The organism is Afipia sp. P52-10 (genome assembly GCF_000516555.1).
Lineage (GTDB): Bacteria > Pseudomonadota > Alphaproteobacteria > Rhizobiales > Xanthobacteraceae > P52-10.
Genome location: NZ_AZSJ01000004.1, coordinates 272,410 through 291,173, shown reverse-complemented (window position 1 = coordinate 291,173; position 18,764 = coordinate 272,410). Strand labels below are relative to the sequence as shown.

The window sequence follows — 18,764 nt, the reverse complement described above, 5'->3', positions numbered from 1 at the left end:
ATCTGTGTCCGAAATAGCCGGTTTGCAGCGTTGTCAGAACCGCAGAACATGTTAGAAGGCCCGCCTTGGTTAAGGAGCGGGTTTTGGCGAAGACAAAGGTCAAGAAGGCGGTCAAGCGAGCCGTCGGCAAGAAGGTGGCTGCGGCGCCCAAGGTGCGTGCGGTAAAGGCAGCGAAGCGGACCAAGACCGCTGCGACCACCAAGACCTTGCCGAAAGCAGCTTCAGCGAAAACGACGTTGTCGAAAACGGCATCGCCCAAAGCAAAGAAGACTGCGAAGAAGCCTGCTGTTGTCATCGGATCTGCGCCCGCTCCGGAAGCCGTTGTCGTTGCGCCGCTGGTTGAGTCGGCGAAGGCACCTGCATCCGAAGTCGTGGCGCCCGCGGCGCGGCCGGAGATTCTCACGGTCAAGCGACCAACCGCCGCTGGTGGCCGCGTCAAGACAACTCAGCGTGCGGATTTGCCGCCGACGGAAGGCTACACGCTTCTGGTCGATGGCCACTTCAAGAACGGGTTCGAGGACCCGGAAATGGCGCGGGCCGCCGCCACCAAATTGCTCAGCAAGTTTCCGAAGCTGAGGATCGAAATTTATGACGCCGTCAGCAAAACGCGCACGCGGGTTTAGAACTCATCACGCCGATGCCCTGAATCATTCCGGGACACATCTGGGATACGTGGGCTGCCGTCATTAACAAAGCGAACGCTCCGCGAACAAGACGAGTCCGAATCGGGATGCGCGATTCGTCGGTTTGAAGGTGTTGGTAATCGGTAAACAGACCCGCGATCCTGCCGCCTGTTTGAAGGCCGTTCCAGGTGACCAGTCGCAGATATCGTTGGTCGCAGCAGCGCTCGGCTTTGAGGTTTGCCGTAGGGCGGGGAGGCGTCAACGCTTCTGCGGGCGTGCAAGGACATGCCTTGCTGCAGGGTGGGAGCCGAAAGAAGTGATCGTCCAAAAGCTGCCTTCGATGAGAGGCGGTTCTAACGTCGCCGATTCGGGACGCAGCAGCCCGGTGCGAGCTTGATCGACTTGACGGTCCAAAGGTATACACGACGCGGACGTGTTCCGTGGGCTAGAATGCCTGGCAAGGATATCTGAAGACGAGCATTGGCACGGCTTTGAGCACTGTAACTGAGCTTTCGGCAGGCAAGCGCGAGCAGACTAAGGCCCGCAACAGGGAGGCCATCCTTGCGGCTGCGAAGCAGGTGTTTGCCGAGAAGGGTTACGAGGCGGCAACCGTGCGCGATATCATCCGGTGCACGGATTTGGCGTCCGGAACCTTCTATAACTATTTCAAATCCAAGGAAGAGATTGCGGAAGCGCTGGCGATTGACGCCTCAAGCAAGTTGCGTGTCATTCTGACCGAACAGCGTCGTCGGACGAAGGACTTTCCAGATTACCTGAACGGGATCTTTGGCGCGTATTTTCATTTTTTGATCGAGGAGTACTCGATCGAAGGGACTGACGGGCGTCATGTCATGCGGCCACCGGCAACACAAAGCGTTACACCGGCACAGAAGGCCGTGTTCGAAGAAATTCGTTCGGCCATTTCGCAGCGGCTCGGCAAAGAGCTCCCGGTCGGTTCGGACGTTGAGCTCATAACGGCATCGATTACCGGGATCGCGCGGAACGTCGGACTGCAGATGCTCTATCGCAAGCCGCAGGATCCGGATGGTGCGGCCCGATTTGCCGCGGGTATGATCCTGCATGGGCTTTCGATCGTCGAAGGGCGTGGGAGTCAATAGCAGTTCGGCCAGCCTTCCGAAGAAGACTGGCCGATGAAGAAGCCAAATTGGGAAGCGTCGCTCAAGCGGGGATGCGAACCGGCAGTTCGGTGATGCCATGCACGAACGCCGAGTAGATGCGTTTTGGCTCGCCAACCAGTTCGATCTTGTCGAAGCGCTTCAGGATCTCTTCCCATAGAATGCGCAGCTGAAGCTCGGCCAGTCGGTTACCGACGCAACGGTGCAGCCCGAAGCCGAACGACAGATGCTGCCGCGGCCGCTTGCGGTCGATGATGAATGCATCGGGGTTTTCGATCGCATCGCTGTCGCGATTGCCCGAGATGTACCACATCACCACCTTGTCGCCCTTCTTGATCTGTTTCCCGCCGAGGACGGTGTCCTGCACGGCCGTACGCCGCATATGGTTCAGCGGCGTGTGGAAGCGGATCACCTCGGGCACCATGGATTCGACGAGGGCATGGTTCTCGCGGAGCTTCTGGTACTCCTGCGGGTTCTGGTTCATGAACAACACGCTGGCGCTCATGGAATTACGCGTCGTGTCGTTGCCGCCGACGATCAGCAGCGTCAGCGTGCCGAGGAACTCCTTCGGCGACAGGTTCTTGGTTGCGGGGCCGTGCGCCAGCATGGAGATCAGGTCGGAGGTCGGCGGCTTCTGCGCCCGCTCCGCCCACAGGCGGGAAAAGTATTCCAGGCACTCCTGCAGCACTGCCGTCCGCTTTTCTTCGGAATCGATCTCGCCGCCGGCATTGATGTCGGCGGTCGATACGTCCGACCAGTAGGTCAGCTTGCGTCGATCTTCGAAGGGGAAGTCGAACAGGGTCGCGAGCATGCGCGTGGTCAGCTCGATCGAGACGCGATCAACCCAATCGAAGGTTTCGTTGCGCGGCAAGCTGTCGAGCACGCTGCAGGTGCGCTCGCGGATGATCTGCTCCATCTTTGCGAGATTGGCCGGCGCGACGATCGGCTGGACGACCTTGCGGTGTTCGTCATGGCGCGGCGGATCCATCGAGATGAAGCTCTGCCTGCGGAACTCGACCGGCCGATCGACGATCGAGATGCCGCCAAGCGCCGATTCCGACGAATAAATCTGGTGGCTGGTCTCCACCGTCATGATGTCCTTGTATTTGGTGACAGACCAGTAGGGCCCGAACCGGCTCTCCTTGCAGTAGTGAACCGGATCTTCCTGCCGGAGCCGCGCGAAGTAGGGCATCCAGACATCGTCCTGGAACAGCTTCGGGTCCCCTGGATGCATCTCGTCAAGCGGAATGGTCCGTGCGAGAGTTTCGTGATCGATCTTGGCCGCGACATTCATTGGCGTTCTCCTTGGCGTTTCCAGGCGCTTGTTGAGTGGCACTGTGGATCAGTGCTGGGCCTCCGGCAGTCTTACGACGAGCCCGTTCAGGTCTTCACTGACGTTGATCTGGCACGACAGACGCGAGTTGTCCTGCAATGTGGCGGCAAAGCCGAGCAGGCGACTTTCCTCTTCGCCAGCCGTTCCGGTTTTCGCGAGCCACTCGCCTTCGACGAAGACGTGACAAGTGGCGCACGCGCATTCGCCGCCGCAATCGGCATCAATGCCCGGAATGTTGTTGTCCACGGCGTTGCGCATCAATGACTTGCCGATCTCGCCGTCAATCTGATGCTCGGTTCCGTCGTGTTCGATAAACGTCAGTTTGGGCATTTTCTCCGTACTCTTCTTCGTCGTTGCTCTTGCCGCGCGTCTAGGCGGCGATCTCTTGCATGGGCAGGGTCGCGTTGCTCAACCTGTCGCGAGCCACGCGCTTGCCCTGTGCGATGAGTTGCTTGCCGGCCATGAATTCGACCGAGGCATTGATCGCCTCGACGGCACGGACGGTGTTGTCGCCGGCGAGATGAAACACGGCAAACCGTGCGCGATCCGGATCGCCGCGAATGACGCTCTCGGTTTGCTCCAGGCGCAATCCGGCGATCTGGATTCTGAGGTCAAACTGATCCGACCAGAACCACGGCACTTCAGGTTTGGGAAGGGGGCGCTGGCAGATCGCCGATGCCGCCTGCTTTGCCTGCTCCAAGGCGTTGGGCACGCTCTCCAGCCGGCCACAGGTGCCGTAAAGCGGCAGCGGCCGATTGGTGCAATCGCCGATCGCGAAAATGCTTTCGTCGCTGGTCCGCGCAGACTGATCCACGGTCACACCGTTGCCGCACAAGATGCCGGCGGCGCGCATGAGCTCGTCGTTTGGGTTTGCCCCAATCCCGATCAGCGCGGCCGTGCAAGTAATTTGACGGCCATTGGAAAGGCGCACGCCGGTCATCTTGCCGTCGTGGCTTTCGAAGGACTCGATGGTGCAGCCGAGTTCGATCTGCACACCTTGGGTTCGGAAGTAGCTTTCGATGAACTTCGCAAATGGCTGGCTTGCGACCCGTGCCAGCAAACGCGGTTCGCGCTCGATGACCACGACATTGAGGCCGAGCCGGCGTGCGGTTGCCGCGACTTCAAGGCCGACATAGCCGCCGCCGACAACCACGAGGGTCGCGCCCGGCTGCAGCGTCTGGCGAATTCGCTCGGCGTCGGCGCTGGTTCGCAAATAGAGAACGCCCTCGATGTCTTGGATATGTGACATGCGCCGGGCGCCGGCGCCGGTGGCAACGATCAGGTGGGAGTAGGCCAGAGCCTCGCCGTTCTCCAGGGTCACGGTACGCTGCTGCCGGTCGATGCCGACTGCGCGGGTGCCGAGACGCACGGTGATATTTTGATCGGCGTAGAACTTCGCTGGGCGAAGAAGCAGGCTAGCTTCGGTGGCCTCTCCCTTCAGCAGGGCTTTGGAGAGTGGCGGGCGCTGATAAGGAAGTGCGCTTTCTTCCCCGATCAATGTGATCGGGGCTTTCCAGCCAAACTGTCGTAGAAAAGCGGCCGCAGAACCGCCCGCGTGGCCGGCGCCAACGATAATGACGTGTGAGGGCGTTCCGTTCATCACAACACTCCAACGTCAATAATGCGTAAGATGACGCTGGCGTCAAGTTTTACTTAGTCTTGTTCGCAGGACCGCTATTGCTGCGTCGCAGCAAGTCCTCGACTCGGTTGCACGTTCTCGATTTGATGGGAATGGCGCGGTCAGTTCAGCCGCGGTGTAAAGTCCAGCTCGCCGGGCGATGGATACGCCCGGCGTGTTGGTGTGCAAGCTCGCCGATCGCCTAGATCAGCGAGCAGGGATCAGCGAGCCAGCTCTTGCGTCGGCGTCGCTGGAGCATGGTGCTCATGCTCAGCGGACGTGGATGCGTCCTCCGCATGCGGCATCTGGATGACGGTGGCAGTCTGACCGGTGACGACACGGGTCACGAGGACCAACTGTCCATCGGCGAATTCCAGAGCGTCATGATGGGCATAGACATTGTCGAGATCGACCTGTCTGAAGCGGGCGACACGGCTCTTCGTGCGGCTCGCCGGAAGGATGGGATAATTCGACTCGAACTTGACCTCATCATCGAAGGCGATTTCCGTTCCGGGGCGGAGGCACACCGCCACTCCCGGATTATCAAGAGCGGCAAAGCCCTTTGTCATGGAGTTTGGGAATCTCGACGAGATCAGCTTGTCGCCAGCTTTTGCATCTCTGGAGGCGACGTTCTCAAGACTGTAGTCGCACATGCCATGGTCTCCTGTACAAGCGGTGAATCACCGCGTCACAACAATTGACCCGTCCGAGCGAAGTTCCTCGAGAAACGCATTAAATCAGCAGGACAGAAAATAGGCAGGGCAGACTAATGCCCGCGCGCAGACGTATCTTTCGCGATGGCTTTGGCTGTGGCCGCCAGCTCGCGATAGAGATTGGCGAGAGCGGCATTCTTCTTCCGCGTCTCTTCCTCGACGGCGAGTTCTGCCAGCAGCTCATGATCGGCTGCTTTGCGTGTCAGGGTCTCGATATCTTGTACGGTCTGCATCCAGGCCCTCCATGGTCGAAGGACGGGAACGTCATGATCGCTCCCCTATCGTCGATGCGCCAGTAATCGAAAAGCAGCATGCACCCATTAGGCGGATCGTGCGCACCAACTTTTCGTGATCATTGCGGCAACTGCCCACCCAAATGTCATGTGCAGGTCACCCGCGAGTGGATGAACGCGTTATGACCAAAGCCCTGCCGGCCGCGAGCACGATTTGGCCATCGCTGTCATATTTTCTGCGTATTTTACGACGTTTCTTCTGGCGTACGAGCTTTCTCTCTTGCGTGGGCATCAGGAAAGAATAATTTGCTGCTAATGGGCGGCAGTTGGGGCGTGATGTTGAGGCGGTTGAGCAACACTCTGAGATGGCGGGCGGCGTGGCTGCTGTCGCTTGTCTATGTGTTGGCGACACTCGCGCCTGCGGCAGCCAACGCTCTGGCGATCTCGCCGACCTCGCTGGCGCATCATGCCGGAGCGCAGGCGATGCTGGCGCATTCAGAGCAAATGAGCGTCTATGCGCGGGCGAACGCCAAGGCAGACGGCCATCACCATCATCACGATCAGGCTCAGGTATCTCACCAGCAGGGCCATTCTCATGGGCATGACCATGCCCCAGCCAAGGGCCATCTAGGCGACCTTCAGTGCTGCGGTCTCGCCTGTATCAGTGCGCTACCCGCAAGCCTGTCGGGCGTGCAAGGACCCGACGTGCCGCAGAGTATCCGCCTTGCCCTGAGCATGGCCGAAGCTGACGGCCGTGCCCCCGTGCAGCTTTATCGTCCTCCGATTTCCTGACTGCTGATCTGTTCGCCCGTGCGCCCTTCGGGGGTGCGAACGCGTGTCCTGTCATCAGTCGAGGAAACTTTCATGTCTACGCCATCTTTGGCGGAGCGCGCTGCCGCCTTGCGCCTGCTCGGTCCGGCGATTGCTCTGCTGTCGGTGATGCTGCCTATCGCCGGCTGCGCGCCGCTGCCGCCTCCGTTTATCGGAGCCGACCCAATTGATTCTGCCTCGCCGGTCGCGTTGACCAGCTATCGCTCGGGCTTGAGCGGTTATCGTTCGCAGCGCCCGGTCGATCCCGGCTCATGGATCGAACAGAACCAGCGCGTCGCGCCGGAAAACAACCGGTAGGGCGCGCGATGCTGGATGTGATCTCCCATGTGATGCGACGCCGGAGACCGGTTCTCGCACTGGCCGCGCTATCCTCGATCTCGGTCGCCGGATGCGCACAATTTTCACCCGACGGCGGGATGGCCTTTGTGGCGTCAGCCGTGCAGCAGGAGACCGGCAAGAGCATTGCTCCGGTCAGGACGCAGGACGAGGCATACTCCGCGCGCGAAACAGTCGACAAACTCCTGAAGCGGGAGCTTTCGGCGGAGAGCGCCGTTCAGATCGCGCTCCTCAACAACCGCGGCTTGCAGGCACGCTTCAACGAGCTTGCCCTTGCCGAAGCGCGCCGGATCGGCGACAGCCTGCCGCCGAATCCGGGCCTTTCGCTTTCGCGGATGTCCGGCGCATTCGAGATCGAGATCGAACGTCGCATCGTCGCCGAGGTCATCGGTCTTGCGACCCTGCCGTTCCGGTCGGAGCTCGCGGCGGCGCGGTTCCGCGAGGCGCAGTTGCAGACGGTCCTTGCGACGTTGGGGACGGCGGTCGAAACGCGCCGCACCTACTACCGCGCCGTAGCGAGTCGCGAGCTGGTCAGGTTTCTGCAACAGGCGCAGGAGGCTGCAGCGACGACGACAAAGTTCGCCGCCCGTCTTGGCGAAACCGGCGCGATGAACAAGCTCGATCAGGCTCGCGAGCTTGCATTCTATGCAGAATTGAGCGGGCAGCTGGCCAGTGCGCGGCAGCGGGCATTGTCGGATCGGGAGGCCCTGATCCGGCGGCTGGGACTTTGGGGTGAGGACTTGGCGCTCAAGCTGCCGAACGCGTTGCCGGCATTGCCGCGAAAGGCGCGGTCGCTTGCGCATGTCGAGGTGGAGGCGATCCGGCGGCGTGTCGATCTGCAGATCGGCCGTATGGAGCTCGATGCATTGCGCAAATCGTACGGCCTGACGCAAGCCACCCGCGTCGTCAGCTTTCTCGATGCCGGCTACACCGAGAAGGTGTTGAAGGACAGGGCAACAGGCGAGCGGAACAGGGAGCGCGGCTTCGAGCTCGATCTGGAGATTCCGATCTTCGATTTCGGCGAAGTCAAAGTACGAGAGGCCGAGGCGATCTACATGGCCGGGGTCAACCGCCTGCTCGAACGGGCCGTCAATGCCCGTTCCGAGGCGCGCGATGCATATCGCGTCTATCGATCCAGCTACGATATCGCCAATCACTATACGCGGGAGGTGCTGCCGCTGCGCAAGATCATCACCGACGAAAGCCAGCTTCGCTACAACGGCATGCTGATCGACGTCTTCACGCTGTTGAATGAGGCTCGGCAGCGGATCGTTGCGACGACGGAAGCAATCAACGCCCGGCGCGAATTCTGGCTCGCGGCGACCAACCTTGATGCTGCGATCACGGTTGGCGGAATTGCCCCAGGCGAGAGCGGGGGTGTGCAGATGACGGCCGCTGCTGCGGCGGGTGCAGGACATTGAAGGAGAAGGCAGATGATGTCTCGACGCGGGTTATTGGGGTCTGCGGCGCTGCTCGCTGGTGCATCCGCCGTCAGCGGACGTGTACAGGCGGCCAGCATTCCGGAGGCGCCGACGACGACAACCAACACGATGCAGCCGCCCTTGGTGCCGACCACGGGACCTGACTATCAGCCGGTGGTGACGCTGAACGGCTGGACGTTGCCCTGGCGAATGAACGGCGACTGGAAGGAATTCCATCTCGTCGCCGAACCCGTGGTGCGGGAGATGGCGCCTGGCATGAAGGCGCATTTGTGGGGCTACAATGGTCAGTCTCCCGGTCCGACGATCGAGGCCGTGGAGGGCGACAAGGTGCGCATCTTCGTCACCAACAGATTGCCCGAGCACACGACCATTCACTGGCACGGCATGCTGTTGCCGAACGGAATGGACGGCGTCGGCGGATTGACCCAGCCGCACATCAAGCCCGGCAAGACGTTCGTGTATGAGTTCGAGCTGCGCAAGAGTGGTACGTTCATGTATCACCCGCACGCCGACGAAATGGTGCAGATGGCGATGGGTATGATGGGCTTCTTCGTCGTTCATCCGAAGGATCCGGCCTTCATGCGCGTCGATCGGGATTTCGTCTTCCTGCTCAGTGCCTACGATATCGACCCCGGCACCTACGTCCCGAAGGTTGCCGAGATGACCGATTTCAACATGTGGACATTCAATACGCGCGTCTTTCCCGGAATAGACCATCTCGTTGCGGCAAAGAACGACCGTGTGCGGGTGCGTGTCGGCAATCTGACGATGACGAACCACCCGATCCATATGCATGGTTATCATTTCGAAGTCACATGCACCGATGGCGGCTGGGTCCGGCCGGAGGCGCGTTGGCCCGAGGTAACGATTGATATCCCCGTCGGCGCGATGCGGGCATACGAGTTTGTCGCGACCGATGCAGGCGACTGGGCGTTGCATTGTCACAAGTCGCACCATGCGATGAACGCGATGGGACATGACATCCGCAATTTCATCGGCGTGCAGAAACGGGACCTCGTGCGTTCGGTCAAGAAGCTTGCTCCGGACTACATGGCGATGGGCAGCGCCGGCATGGCGGATATGGGCGATATGGAGATGCCGCTGCCGGACAACACGTTGCCGATGATGACCGGGTTCGGTCAGTTCGGTCCGCTGGAGATGGGCGGCATGTTCACGGTGATGAAGGTGCGCGAAGGATTGGCACGCAACGACTATGCCGATCCTGGATGGTTCAAGCATCCGCCGGGGACGGTCGCCTATGAAATCGACAGCCCCGCTGCTGCGCCTGTGCGCAAGAGCGAGCAAGGCAAAGACAAGAGCATCGAAATCAACGTGATGAAGCCAAAGGGCAATCACCAGCATCACCACTAAGAGGAATGACCGATGAAAATGAGCCTATCCATCGCGATTGGCGCTTATCTGTTGAGCACGGTTGCTGTGATCGCCGGACCTGGGCCTACCGGATCTGGGTCTGCTGGTCACCGCCACGGCCATGCCACCTTTTCCGCAGGCGAGCCTGGTGATCCGAAGCGGACGGCGCGCATCGTCCAGGTGGTGATGCGCGAAGCGGATGGGAAAATGCTGTTCGTGCCAGACCGGCTCGAGCTGAAGAAGGGTGAGCAGGTCAAGTTCGTGCTGCGCAACAACGGCGACATCGAGCACGAATTCGTGCTCGCAACGGCAGCCGAAAATCTCAAACATGCTGAGGCGATGAAAAAGAATCCGGATATGGAGCACGACGATCCGAATGCCAAGCGCGTCCAATCGAAGAAGTCGGATGAGCTGGTGTGGAAATTCACCAAGGCTGGCGAGTTCGAATACGGCTGCCTGATCCCGGGTCATCGTGAGGCGGGGATGGTCGGCGTCGTCATCGTCAAGTGACGTGTGGTCTTCATCAAACATCATAGGACATAGAAAAGGATAAGACATGAAACGTCGTATCGTTCTCGTTGTGTTGTCGTCTCTTGCTGCAAGCGTGTTCGCGTCCGCCGGCGCATCTGCGCAAACCGTGCTGGTCGACGGCTCCGTTGAAAAGATCGATCAGGCCGCGGCGAAGATCACCTTGAACCACGGCCCGATCAAGAATCTCGATATGGACGCCATGAAGATGGTGTTCCGCGTCAAGGATCCGGAGATGTTGAAGGGATTGAAGGTCGGGCAGCGGATCAAGTTCGAGGCCGACCGTGTCAATGGTCAGATCACGGTCACCCGTATCGAGCCGGGGGAGGGCACTACCCAGAAGAAGAAAGGCCGATGAGAGAGGCTTTGAACCGGAAGCCGGATCGTTTGCCGCGGTTTGTTGCGCTGTGCGGAACATGGGAGGCGGATGCGAACAGGCAGCCTGTTTTCCATGATCGATCCGGCGGTACCGATCGTGCTAAAGCATGACCTACACGAAGCGAGGTGTTCGCGGCCCGGTGTTTTTCCAGGCCGCGAACGAGGGGAGGCATAATGAAGCTGTTTTGGTCGTCACGGTCGCCGTTCGTCCGCAAGGTGATGGTCGCCGTCCATGAGATTGGCGTCGCTGATCGTATCGAGACCCAGCGGGTCGTGGTGTCTGCCAACAATCCGAATGCGGAGGTGATGGCGATCAATCCGCTGAACAAGATCCCGACGTTGATCCGCGACGACGGTTCTGCGATCTACGACTCGCGGGTGATCTGCGAATTCCTCGACCAGGTTTATGGGAAGAAGACGCTGTTTCCGTCCGACCCGGCTCGGCGCTGGGAGGCGCTGCGACGTCAGGCGCTGGGTGATGGCCTGATGGAAGTGATCGTGTTGCTGCTTGGCGAACGCGCTCGCGCCGAAGGGCTGCGATCCGAGCCACATTTGTCGACACACCAGCTCAAGATCAAGACGACCTTGGATTGTCTTGAGCGCGAAGCACCGCCACCGCCTGCCGATACGGTCGATATCGGCGATATCGCAATCGCCTCGGGCTTGTCACATCTCGACTTCCGTTTTGCGGCGGATAACTGGCGGCAAGGACGGGCCAAGCTGGCGGCCTGGCACGCGGCTATGGCTGGCCGGCCCTCGATGAAGGCGACTGAATTCGCCGATGTCTACTAAGCCGTGTGATTTGCACCCGCGCCCGGCGAGATTGCTGCCGAGGCGCGGGCTCTGAGCGGCGCTAGCTCTTCATTCTGAGCCTGCCCATATAATACCGCTTGCCGAGCGGCACGCCTTTCAAGCGCAGGATGTCGTAAGTCGTTGCGGCGTGGAAGTAAAAGTTCGGCAGCGAGAACGACATCAGGAAGTTCTCCGCCGTGAATGGCAGCGTGCGGTCTCCCATCTTGAACACCATGTCACGCCCTTCAAGCGCATTGACCGCATCGCGCGAGAGGTTGGACAGCTCTTTCTCCGTGTCGGTGACGAGCGCCTGCAAACCCGCGTAGTCGAGTTGGTTCATCGTCGGCGGCGTGAAGACACCGTTCTTCGCGGCTTCGATAGCACCGCGCGAATGATGGGCCACCGAGATGATCTGAAATCGAAACGGCAGCATGTCAGGCGCGAGGCGGGTTTCGACGATCTGCTCCGGATCGACATTGTTCTCGCGGAAATAGGTGAGGCCGCGGTCGAGCACCACGCTGACCGCGCCCAAGGTCTGAAGGTAATTCGCCACGCTGGCGTCGTAGAGTGAAAAGGCCATGCCCCCTCCCGATATGTTTCTGTCGGGGAGGATAATTTCAGCGTCTGCGCGGCAAATCAAACACGAAAGTGCCAGCGTGACCTATTCGATCGTCAATTTTAGGCTCTTGATCAGTGGGGACCAACGGTTTGTCTCCGCCAGGATGAAGGCATCCAGCTCGGCCGGCGTCGACGTCGCAAGCTCGATCGCCGTCAAGCGCTCACCGAGATCGGGAGATTTCAGGATGCGCTTCATTTCGGCATTCAGTTTGTCGATGATGGGGTTCGGTGTGCCTGCCGGAGCGAGCAGGCCGAACCATTCGGTCGTCACCACATCGAAGCCCTGTTCCTTGAATGTCGGGACTTCCGGAATCGAGGGGTATCGTGTCTCGGACGAGACGGCGAGCGCCTTCAAGGCGCCGGCTTTGTACTGTGGCAGCGCTTGACCGACGGTGCCGAACTGCATCGGCAGATGCCCGGCGATCAGATCGTTCATTGCGGGCGTGCCGCCACGATAGATGATGTGTGTCATTTCCACCTTTGCCGTGGCTTTGAACTGCTCTGCGGTGAGATGGGTCATAGTGCCGACGCCGGCGGAGGCGAAGTTCAGTCCCTTATCCTGGGTCTTGGCGTAGGCCACCAGTTCCTTCAGGTTGTTGGGCGGAAACGAAGGATGGGCATAGAGAACGACCGGCGCGCGAGCCAGCAGCGACACGGAGGCGAAGTCCTTCCGCGGATCGAACGGTAGTTTGGCACTGAGGCTTGGGTTGGTTGTGTGGCTGGAAACGGCGATCATCAACGTATAGCCATCCGGCGGCGCCTTGGCCAAGGCTGTGGTGCCGATGATGGTGCTTGCGCCTGCGCGGTTCTCCACCACCACCGGCTTGCCCCACGCTTCGTTTAGTTTCTGCGCGATTGTTCGGCCGAGAACGTCGACGGAACCGCCAGGCGGGAAGGGCACAATGATCTGAATGCCGCGTTCTGGATAGGTGTCGGCTGATTGCGCGGATGCTGTTGTCGCCACGATCGCTGCAGAGATCAGCGCCGCTGCGAATCCGATGATGCATCGTGCTAACGTGCCAATCGGCGTGAGCTTGCCTGCGACGAGATCATCCATCGCTGCTCTCCCTGATTGTCGTTTTGTTCGTTGTTCGCCGCTCGTTGTGTTTTTGCGGAGGCGTTGAGCGATCATGACTCAACTTTGTTGGTTGATCACCACGTTTCTCGCCAGTTTGATGGGTTCGTTTTACGAGGCGGCACAAAGCAAAGGGCCCTCGCATTGCGAGGGCCCGATGTTCGTCTGAATGTTCCTTGGGCTGGTCCGGGTTTACTCTGCCGCCTGCTGGCTCACCCCTTCAGGGGGCATGTGCGGCACGCTGCCGTGCAGCTTGAGCGGGCGGTTGCCGGTCAGCTTGCGGAGCAGCACGTAGAACACCGGCGTCAGGAAGATGCCGAATGCCGTGACGCCGATCATGCCCGCGAACACCGCGACACCCATCGCCTGTCGCATTTCGGCGCCGGCGCCGGTCGAGGTGACCAGCGGCACCACGCCCATGATGAACGCCATCGACGTCATCAGAATCGGGCGCAGCCGTAAGCGGCTCGCCTCGATCGCAGCCTCGATCGGCTTGCGCCCGGCGAATTCGAGTTCGCGGGCGAACTCGACGATTAGGATTGCATTCTTGGCCGACAGGCCGACCAGCACCATCAAACCGATTTGTGTGAACACGTTGTTGTCTCCATTGGAGATCCAGACGCCGAAGATGGCCGCAAACAGGCCCATCGGCACGATCAGAAGGATCGCAAGCGGCAGCGTGAGGCTTTCGTACTGAGCGGCCAGCACCAGAAACACCAGCAAGATCGCAAGCGGAAACACGATGATGGCCGAGTTGCCGGCGAGAACTTCCTGATAGGTCAGATCCGTCCACTCGAAGCTGAAGCCCTTCGGCAGGCTTTCGTCGGCGACGCGCTGGATCGCTGCCTGGGCTTCGCCCGACGAGTAACCCGGACTTGCGCCGCCGTTGACGTCCGCCGTGAGGAAGCCGTTGTAGCGCATCGCACGCTCTGGCCCCGCGCTTGCCTTCACGCGCAACAGAGCCGAGAGCTGGATCATCTCGCCGGATGCCGAACGAACCTTGAGCTGGCCGACGTCATCGGCCCGAGCGCGGAACGGAGCGTCGGCCTGGACGCGAACGGAATAGGTGCGTCCGAACCGGTTGAAGTCGTTGACGTACAGCGATCCGAGATAGATCTGCATGGTGTCGAACACGTCCGTCACCGGGATGCCGAGCTGCCGCGCCTTGGTTCGATCGATGTCTGCATAGAGCTGCGGGACATTGACCTGGAAGCTCGAGAACAGGCCTGCGAGCTCCGGTGCTTGCGCGGCCTTGGCGAGGAAGGCCTTGGTTGCATCGTTCAGCGCGTCATAGCCGAGGCCGGCCTGATCCTCGATCTGCAGCTTGAAGCCGCCGATCGTGCCTAGCCCTTCCACCGGCGGCGGCGGGAACATGGCGATGAATGCTTCCTGGATCGACGCGAACTTGACGTTGAGCGTCCGTGCCAACGCGTTGCCCGACAGTTCGGGCGAGCGACGCTCCGCAAACGGCTTGAGCGTCACGAACACGATGCCGGCGTTGGCGCTGTTGGTGAAGCCGTTGATCGACAGGCCGGGGAAAGCGACGGCGCTTTCGACGCCGGGCTCCTTCAGGGCGATGTCGCTCATACGGCGGATCACCTCCTCGGTCCGATCCAGCGTCGCGCCGTCCGGCAGTTGCGCGAAGCCGACCAGATACTGCTTGTCCTGACCGGGCACGAAGCCGCCCGGCACAGCCTTGAACAGACCGAAGGTCGCAACCAGGACGACGGCGTAGATCCCGAGCATGATCGCCTTGCGTGAGATCGCGCCGCGGACGCTGTTGCCGTAGGAAATGCCTGCGCTCCTGAAACCCTTGTTGAAGGCCCTGAAGAACCAGCCGAAGCCCTTGTCCATTGCGCGCGTCAGGGCGTCCTTCGGTGCATCGTGCGACCGCAGAAGCTGCGCCGCCATCGCCGGGGACAGGGTGAGGGAGTTGATCGCCGAGATCACTGTCGAGATTGCGATGGTGAGTGCGAACTGCTTGTAGAACTGGCCGGTAAGGCCGGTGATGAAAGCGAGCGGCACGAACACAGCCACCAACACCAGGGCGATGGCGATGATCGGTCCGGAAACTTCCTGCATGGCGCGATAGGTGGCTTCGCGCGGCGACAGACCTTCTTCGATATTGCGCTCGACGTTCTCGACCACGACGATAGCGTCGTCCACGACGATGCCGATCGCGAGCACGAGACCGAACAGGCTGAGGGCATTGATGGAGAATCCCAACAGGTACATGACCGCGAACGTGCCGACGATCGACACCGGAACCGCCAGCAGCGGAATGATCGACGCCCGCCATGTCTGCAGGAACAGGATCACCACCAGCACCACCAGCACGACGGCTTCGAGCAGCGTGTGGACCACCGCCTCGATCGAGGCGCGGATGAACTGCGTCGGGTCATAGACGATCCGGTAGTCCACGCCTTCCGGCATGTTCTTCTGGATTTCTGCCATCGTCCGGCGAACGTCGTCGGAGATCTGGATCGCGTTCGAACCCGGGGCCTGGAAGATGCCGAGCGCGACCGCCGACTTGTTGTCGAGCAGCGAGCGCAACGCGTATTCCGAAGCGCCAAGTTCGATACGGGCGACATCGCGCAGGCGGGTGACTTCACCCTGGGTGCCGCCCTTGACGATGATGTCGCCGAACTCTTCCTCGGTCTGCAGCCGGCCTTGGGCGTTGATCGACAGTTGCAAGTCAGTGTCGGGAAGGCCGGGCGATGCGCCGACCACGCCGGCGGCGGCCTGCACGTTCTGAGCGCGGATTTCCCGGACGACGTCGCTGGCGGACAGGCCGCGCTCGGCAACCTTCTGCGGATCGAGCCAGATGCGCATCGAGTAATCGCCGCCGCCGAACAATTGCACCTGGCCGATGCCGTTCAGCCGGGCGAGGCGGTCCTTGACGTTCAGCAGGCCGTAGTTGCGCAGATAGGTGACATCATAACGATCGTTCGGCGACAACAGGTGAACGACCATGGTCAGGTTGGGCGAGCTCTTGACCGTGGTGATGCCGAGGCGGCGAACCTCCTCCGGCAGCCGCGGTTCGGCCTGCGAGACGCGGTTTTGAACGAGCTGCTGCGCCTTGTCCGGATCGACGCCGAGCTTGAAGGTGACGGTCAGCGTCATCTGGCCATCGGTCGTGGCCTGGCTGCTCATGTAGAGCATGCCTTCGACGCCGTTGATCTGCTCTTCGATGGGAGTCGAGACGGTTTCGGCGATGACCTTCGGGTTGGCACCGGGATACTGCGCACGCACCACGACCGATGGTGGCGAAACCTCCGGATATTCGGAGATCGGCATGACCCGCATCGCCAGCAAGCCGGCCAGAAAGATCAGGACTGAGAGAACGCCCGCAAAAATCGGACGATCGACAAAGAATTTGGAGATGTTCATGACACGAAAGCCCCGCGGCGCATCTTCCTCGAGGCCATCCATTGGCCCTCGGTACGGAAGCTGCCCGAATGATCGGCTGGCGTGGCGATGGGCTTCACGAAGCCTGATCCGGCCGCGCCAGAGATGTGAATGTGCTGTTACGTCAGGCTGCCGCCTGACGCCTACTGTCCGGCTTGGACCGCAGCGACGGAGGAGCCGTCCATGCTGACCTGTTCGGGAGCCACCACGGCGCCAGGGCGAACCCGCTGCAAGCCTTTGACTACGATGCGTTCACCTTCCTTGAGGCCGCTGGTCACGACGCGCAGGCCTTCGGCCGTCTCTCCGAGGGTGATCTCCCGGTAGCTTGCCTTGTTGTCCGCGTCGACGACGATGACGAACTTCTTGTCCTGATCTGTGCCGACAGCTCGCTCGCTCACCATCAATGCCTGTTGCGGTTCGGCGTGCCCCATGCGAATGCGTGCGAACTGGCCCGGCATCAACGTACCGTCGGCATTGTCGAACTTGGCGCGAACGCGCACCGTGCCGCTGCGTACGTCGACTTGGTTGTCGATCAGTTGCAAGCCGCCTCGGTATGGCGTGCCGTCGGTCATGGTCGTGCCCATCTGCACAGGGATGCGTTCGATCCCGCGCAGAGCCGTGGCATCCACCCCATTGGACTGGAGCGCACGCATCACGACCCGTTCATCCGCATTGAAGCTTGCGTAGATCGGGTTGACCGAGACGAGTGTGGTCAGCAGCGGCGCGGTAGGGCCTGCCGCAACGAGATTGCCGACGGTGATCTCAAGCTTGCCGACGCGCCCGTCAACCGGCGCGCGGACCTTGGTGTAATCGAGGTTCAGTTGCGCTGATTGCAGGGCGGCCTGGGCCGCGCGCAGATTGGCTTCCGCTTCGCGTTGCGCGTTCACGCGCTGATCGTAATCGCGCTGTGAAATCGTTCGCGAATCCCAGAGCTGTTGACCGCGATCGAGATCGTTCTTGGTCAGGGCAATGCGAGCTTGCATCGCCAGCACCTGGGCTTGCGCGCGCTCGACCTCGGCGGCGAAAGGAGCCGGGTCGATCGTGACAAGCAGGTCTCCCTGCTTGACCAGAGCGCCTTCGCGGAAGTGGATTGCTTGAATGGCGCCCGCCACCCGTGGCCGGAGCTCGACCCGCTCGATCGCTTCGAGACGGCCGGAGAACTCATCCCAGGTCACGGCATTCCGCTTCTCGACGGTTGCAACCGAGACCGCAACGGCCGGAGTTGCCGCGGGCGGATTGTTTGCGTTCGCTGGGCTCTTCGGCAGGGCGAACAGAATGGCTGCGCTGATGCCGATGCCTGCCAGCACCGTTCCGAGCGCCCAATTCCGATAACGAGACAGATAAGACATGGTGGCTCCTCGGGGCGTCACGTTGGAATGAGTTGAGGGGATACCGACCGCCGCAACTGGGCTGCGCAATCGGAGAAAAAGTGAACGAACTGCTCGCGCAGCACGGAAGCCCAGCCCTGCGAGCTGCAATCGCAACAGCAGAGCGCTCCCGGCCAGGCTGTCGGAGCGGGAAGCACATGGCTGCGGACAAAGACACCCGATTGCTGCAAACGCTCGGCGTATTTCAGGCTCTCGTCGCGCATCGGATCATCCTGCGCCGTGACGATCAGCGCCGGCGCGATTCCGGCCAGGCGCGTGGCTTCGAGTGGGGCCGCATAGGGGTGTGAGGCCTTGTCGGCGGAGCCGAGATAGTGCTGCCAGCCGTCGGCCCATTTGCAGCCGGCGGCGCCCGCATCGGCTTGGCGGACCGAGCCGGTGGCAAGGCAAGGATCGAGCATCGGCGACAGCAGGATTTGTCCTGCGAGCCGCGGGGTGCGCTGGTCGCGAGCCATCATGGCGAGGCTTGCCGCGAGATTGCCGCCAGCTTCTTCGCCGGCCACGAAAACCCGCGACGTCTTTCCGCTCCAGCGGTCGCGGGTTTCGTGCAGGGTCTTGAGTGCGGCGAAAATCGTCTCCAGCGCCTCGGGAAACTGCTGCCGGGGCGCGAGCGGATATTCGGTCGAGACGACAACGGCACCCGCGTCCGCCATCAGCTTGGGGATCGCCGGATACTCGTCCATCGAGCCGTCGCAAAAGGCGCCGCCGTGCAAGTGGAGCACCAGTGGCGCCGAACGCGGCGCCTTAGGGCGGCGGTAGACGCGGGCTTCCAGTTGCCCGGCTTCCGCAACCTGAATGGCTGCCTCGGTTGTGGTGATCGCCATGATCCAGCCTTGCCTGACTGAACATCGCCATATTGCGATGCAGAATCGTGCTTAGGCGGAGAGAATTAATTGGCGCTGCAGATCCAATAAATATCGGTTAGAGAACATCATTGTTTCTGG

General features: G+C 61.1%; 19 protein-coding genes. 9 read left to right on the top strand and 10 right to left on the bottom strand.

All coding sequences use genetic code 11. From position 1 onward, the window contains the following. The first annotated feature begins 83 nt into the window (after positions 1–83). Positions 84–623: a hypothetical protein gene (locus X566_RS25335; RefSeq protein WP_244434807.1), complete on the top strand. Its 540-nt coding sequence runs from the start codon at positions 84–86 to the stop codon at positions 621–623. Positions 624–1,114: 491 nt separating this feature from the next. Beyond that, positions 1,115–1,741 carry a TetR/AcrR family transcriptional regulator gene (locus tag X566_RS16215; RefSeq protein ID WP_034469359.1) on the top strand — a complete coding sequence of 209 codons (627 nt, stop codon included), beginning with the start codon at positions 1,115–1,117 and terminating at the stop codon, positions 1,739–1,741. A gap of 61 nt (positions 1,742–1,802) precedes the next feature. Here the strand turns inward: X566_RS16215 and X566_RS16210 are convergent, their stop codons facing one another. The 5 genes from X566_RS16210 to X566_RS16190 form a co-directional block, all read right to left on the bottom strand. After that, positions 1,803–3,053 (bottom strand): cytochrome P450, encoded by a 1,251-nt coding sequence (locus tag X566_RS16210; RefSeq protein WP_034469358.1) that lies wholly within the window; start codon positions 3,051–3,053, stop codon positions 1,803–1,805. A gap of 48 nt (positions 3,054–3,101) precedes the next feature. After that, positions 3,102–3,422: a 2Fe-2S iron-sulfur cluster-binding protein gene (locus X566_RS16205; RefSeq protein ID WP_034469357.1), complete on the bottom strand. Its 321-nt coding sequence runs from the start codon at positions 3,420–3,422 to the stop codon at positions 3,102–3,104. A 40-nt stretch (positions 3,423–3,462) separates the two neighbouring features. Continuing rightward, complete coding sequence (locus X566_RS16200) at positions 3,463–4,692, bottom strand: NAD(P)/FAD-dependent oxidoreductase (protein ID WP_034469356.1); 1,230 nt, start codon at positions 4,690–4,692, stop codon at positions 3,463–3,465. Between the two features lie 239 nt (positions 4,693–4,931). Beyond that, on the bottom strand, positions 4,932–5,363 hold the full coding sequence (locus X566_RS16195; protein WP_051444258.1) for a hypothetical protein: 432 nt from the start codon (positions 5,361–5,363) through the stop codon (positions 4,932–4,934). 113 nt (positions 5,364–5,476) lie between these two features. Next, positions 5,477–5,656, bottom strand: a complete 180-nt coding sequence (locus X566_RS16190) for a hypothetical protein (RefSeq protein WP_034469353.1) — start codon at positions 5,654–5,656, stop codon at positions 5,477–5,479. Positions 5,657–6,004: 348 nt separating this feature from the next. On the opposite strand from X566_RS16190, the gene X566_RS16185 reads away from it, so the two are divergent. The 7 genes from X566_RS16185 (at position 6,005) to X566_RS16155 (ending at position 11,334) form a co-directional block, all read left to right on the top strand. Continuing rightward, complete coding sequence (locus X566_RS16185) at positions 6,005–6,448, top strand: hypothetical protein (protein WP_152539935.1); 444 nt, start codon at positions 6,005–6,007, stop codon at positions 6,446–6,448. Between the two features lie 72 nt (positions 6,449–6,520). Beyond that, positions 6,521–6,784, top strand: coding sequence for a hypothetical protein (locus tag X566_RS16180; RefSeq protein WP_152539934.1), 264 nt, complete (start codon positions 6,521–6,523; stop codon positions 6,782–6,784). Positions 6,785–6,903: 119 nt separating this feature from the next. Beyond that, positions 6,904–8,244, top strand: a complete 1,341-nt coding sequence (locus X566_RS16175; protein ID WP_244434806.1) for a TolC family protein — start codon at positions 6,904–6,906, stop codon at positions 8,242–8,244. Positions 8,245–8,256: 12 nt separating this feature from the next. Continuing rightward, positions 8,257–9,636 carry a multicopper oxidase family protein gene (locus X566_RS16170; protein WP_034469345.1) on the top strand — a complete coding sequence of 460 codons (1,380 nt, stop codon included), beginning with the start codon at positions 8,257–8,259 and terminating at the stop codon, positions 9,634–9,636. 12 nt (positions 9,637–9,648) lie between these two features. Next, positions 9,649–10,146 carry a plastocyanin/azurin family copper-binding protein gene (locus X566_RS16165; protein ID WP_173402592.1) on the top strand — a complete coding sequence of 166 codons (498 nt, stop codon included), beginning with the start codon at positions 9,649–9,651 and terminating at the stop codon, positions 10,144–10,146. Positions 10,147–10,192: 46 nt separating this feature from the next. After that, positions 10,193–10,522: a copper-binding protein gene (locus X566_RS16160; RefSeq protein ID WP_034469343.1), complete on the top strand. Its 330-nt coding sequence runs from the start codon at positions 10,193–10,195 to the stop codon at positions 10,520–10,522. A gap of 194 nt (positions 10,523–10,716) precedes the next feature. Beyond that, positions 10,717–11,334, top strand: coding sequence for a glutathione S-transferase family protein (locus X566_RS16155; RefSeq protein WP_034469341.1), 618 nt, complete (start codon positions 10,717–10,719; stop codon positions 11,332–11,334). A 61-nt stretch (positions 11,335–11,395) separates the two neighbouring features. Here X566_RS16155 and X566_RS16150 read toward each other — a convergent pair whose 3' ends face one another. The 5 genes from X566_RS16150 to X566_RS16130 all read right to left on the bottom strand — a co-directional run bounded on the left by X566_RS16150 (position 11,396) and on the right by X566_RS16130 (position 18,644). Further along, the gene (locus X566_RS16150) at positions 11,396–11,914 is read right to left on the bottom strand and encodes a DUF1993 family protein (RefSeq protein ID WP_034469339.1); all 519 of its coding nucleotides are present in this window, start codon (positions 11,912–11,914) and stop codon (positions 11,396–11,398) included. Positions 11,915–11,995: 81 nt separating this feature from the next. Further along, a complete protein-coding gene (locus X566_RS16145; protein WP_051444256.1) occupies positions 11,996–13,009 on the bottom strand; it encodes a tripartite tricarboxylate transporter substrate binding protein in 1,014 nt (337 codons plus the stop codon). Positions 13,010–13,219: 210 nt separating this feature from the next. Further along, positions 13,220–16,417 (bottom strand): efflux RND transporter permease subunit, encoded by a 3,198-nt coding sequence (locus X566_RS16140; protein ID WP_034469792.1) that lies wholly within the window; start codon positions 16,415–16,417, stop codon positions 13,220–13,222. A 161-nt stretch (positions 16,418–16,578) separates the two neighbouring features. Further along, positions 16,579–17,784, bottom strand: coding sequence for an efflux RND transporter periplasmic adaptor subunit (locus tag X566_RS16135; protein ID WP_051444255.1), 1,206 nt, complete (start codon positions 17,782–17,784; stop codon positions 16,579–16,581). A gap of 17 nt (positions 17,785–17,801) precedes the next feature. Beyond that, a complete protein-coding gene (locus X566_RS16130) occupies positions 17,802–18,644 on the bottom strand; it encodes an alpha/beta hydrolase (protein ID WP_051444254.1) in 843 nt (280 codons plus the stop codon). Positions 18,645–18,764 lie beyond the last annotated feature (120 nt).

Bases quoted from the DNA above. Each gene is read 5' to 3' on its own strand.
- X566_RS16200 (WP_034469356.1), bottom strand. From the start codon at position 4,692: ATGAACGGAACGCCCTCACACGTCATTATCGTTGGCGCCGGCCACGCG.
- X566_RS16155 (WP_034469341.1), top strand. From the start codon at position 10,717: ATGAAGCTGTTTTGGTCGTCACGGTCGCCGTTCGTCCGCAAGGTGATG.
- X566_RS16135 (WP_051444255.1), bottom strand. From the start codon at position 17,784: ATGTCTTATCTGTCTCGTTATCGGAATTGGGCGCTCGGAACGGTGCTG.
- X566_RS16175 (WP_244434806.1), top strand. From the start codon at position 6,904: ATGGCCTTTGTGGCGTCAGCCGTGCAGCAGGAGACCGGCAAGAGCATT.
- X566_RS16195 (WP_051444258.1), bottom strand. From the start codon at position 5,363: ATGTGCGACTACAGTCTTGAGAACGTCGCCTCCAGAGATGCAAAAGCT.
- X566_RS16160 (WP_034469343.1), top strand. From the start codon at position 10,193: ATGAAACGTCGTATCGTTCTCGTTGTGTTGTCGTCTCTTGCTGCAAGC.
- X566_RS16130 (WP_051444254.1), bottom strand. From the start codon at position 18,644: ATGGCGATCACCACAACCGAGGCAGCCATTCAGGTTGCGGAAGCCGGG.
- X566_RS16145 (WP_051444256.1), bottom strand. From the start codon at position 13,009: ATGGATGATCTCGTCGCAGGCAAGCTCACGCCGATTGGCACGTTAGCA.
- X566_RS16190 (WP_034469353.1), bottom strand. From the start codon at position 5,656: ATGCAGACCGTACAAGATATCGAGACCCTGACACGCAAAGCAGCCGAT.
- X566_RS16150 (WP_034469339.1), bottom strand. From the start codon at position 11,914: ATGGCCTTTTCACTCTACGACGCCAGCGTGGCGAATTACCTTCAGACC.
- X566_RS16180 (WP_152539934.1), top strand. From the start codon at position 6,521: ATGTCTACGCCATCTTTGGCGGAGCGCGCTGCCGCCTTGCGCCTGCTC.
- X566_RS16210 (WP_034469358.1), bottom strand. From the start codon at position 3,053: ATGAATGTCGCGGCCAAGATCGATCACGAAACTCTCGCACGGACCATT.
- X566_RS16170 (WP_034469345.1), top strand. From the start codon at position 8,257: ATGATGTCTCGACGCGGGTTATTGGGGTCTGCGGCGCTGCTCGCTGGT.
- X566_RS16165 (WP_173402592.1), top strand. From the start codon at position 9,649: ATGAAAATGAGCCTATCCATCGCGATTGGCGCTTATCTGTTGAGCACG.
- X566_RS16205 (WP_034469357.1), bottom strand. From the start codon at position 3,422: ATGCCCAAACTGACGTTTATCGAACACGACGGAACCGAGCATCAGATT.
- X566_RS16140 (WP_034469792.1), bottom strand. From the start codon at position 16,417: ATGAACATCTCCAAATTCTTTGTCGATCGTCCGATTTTTGCGGGCGTT.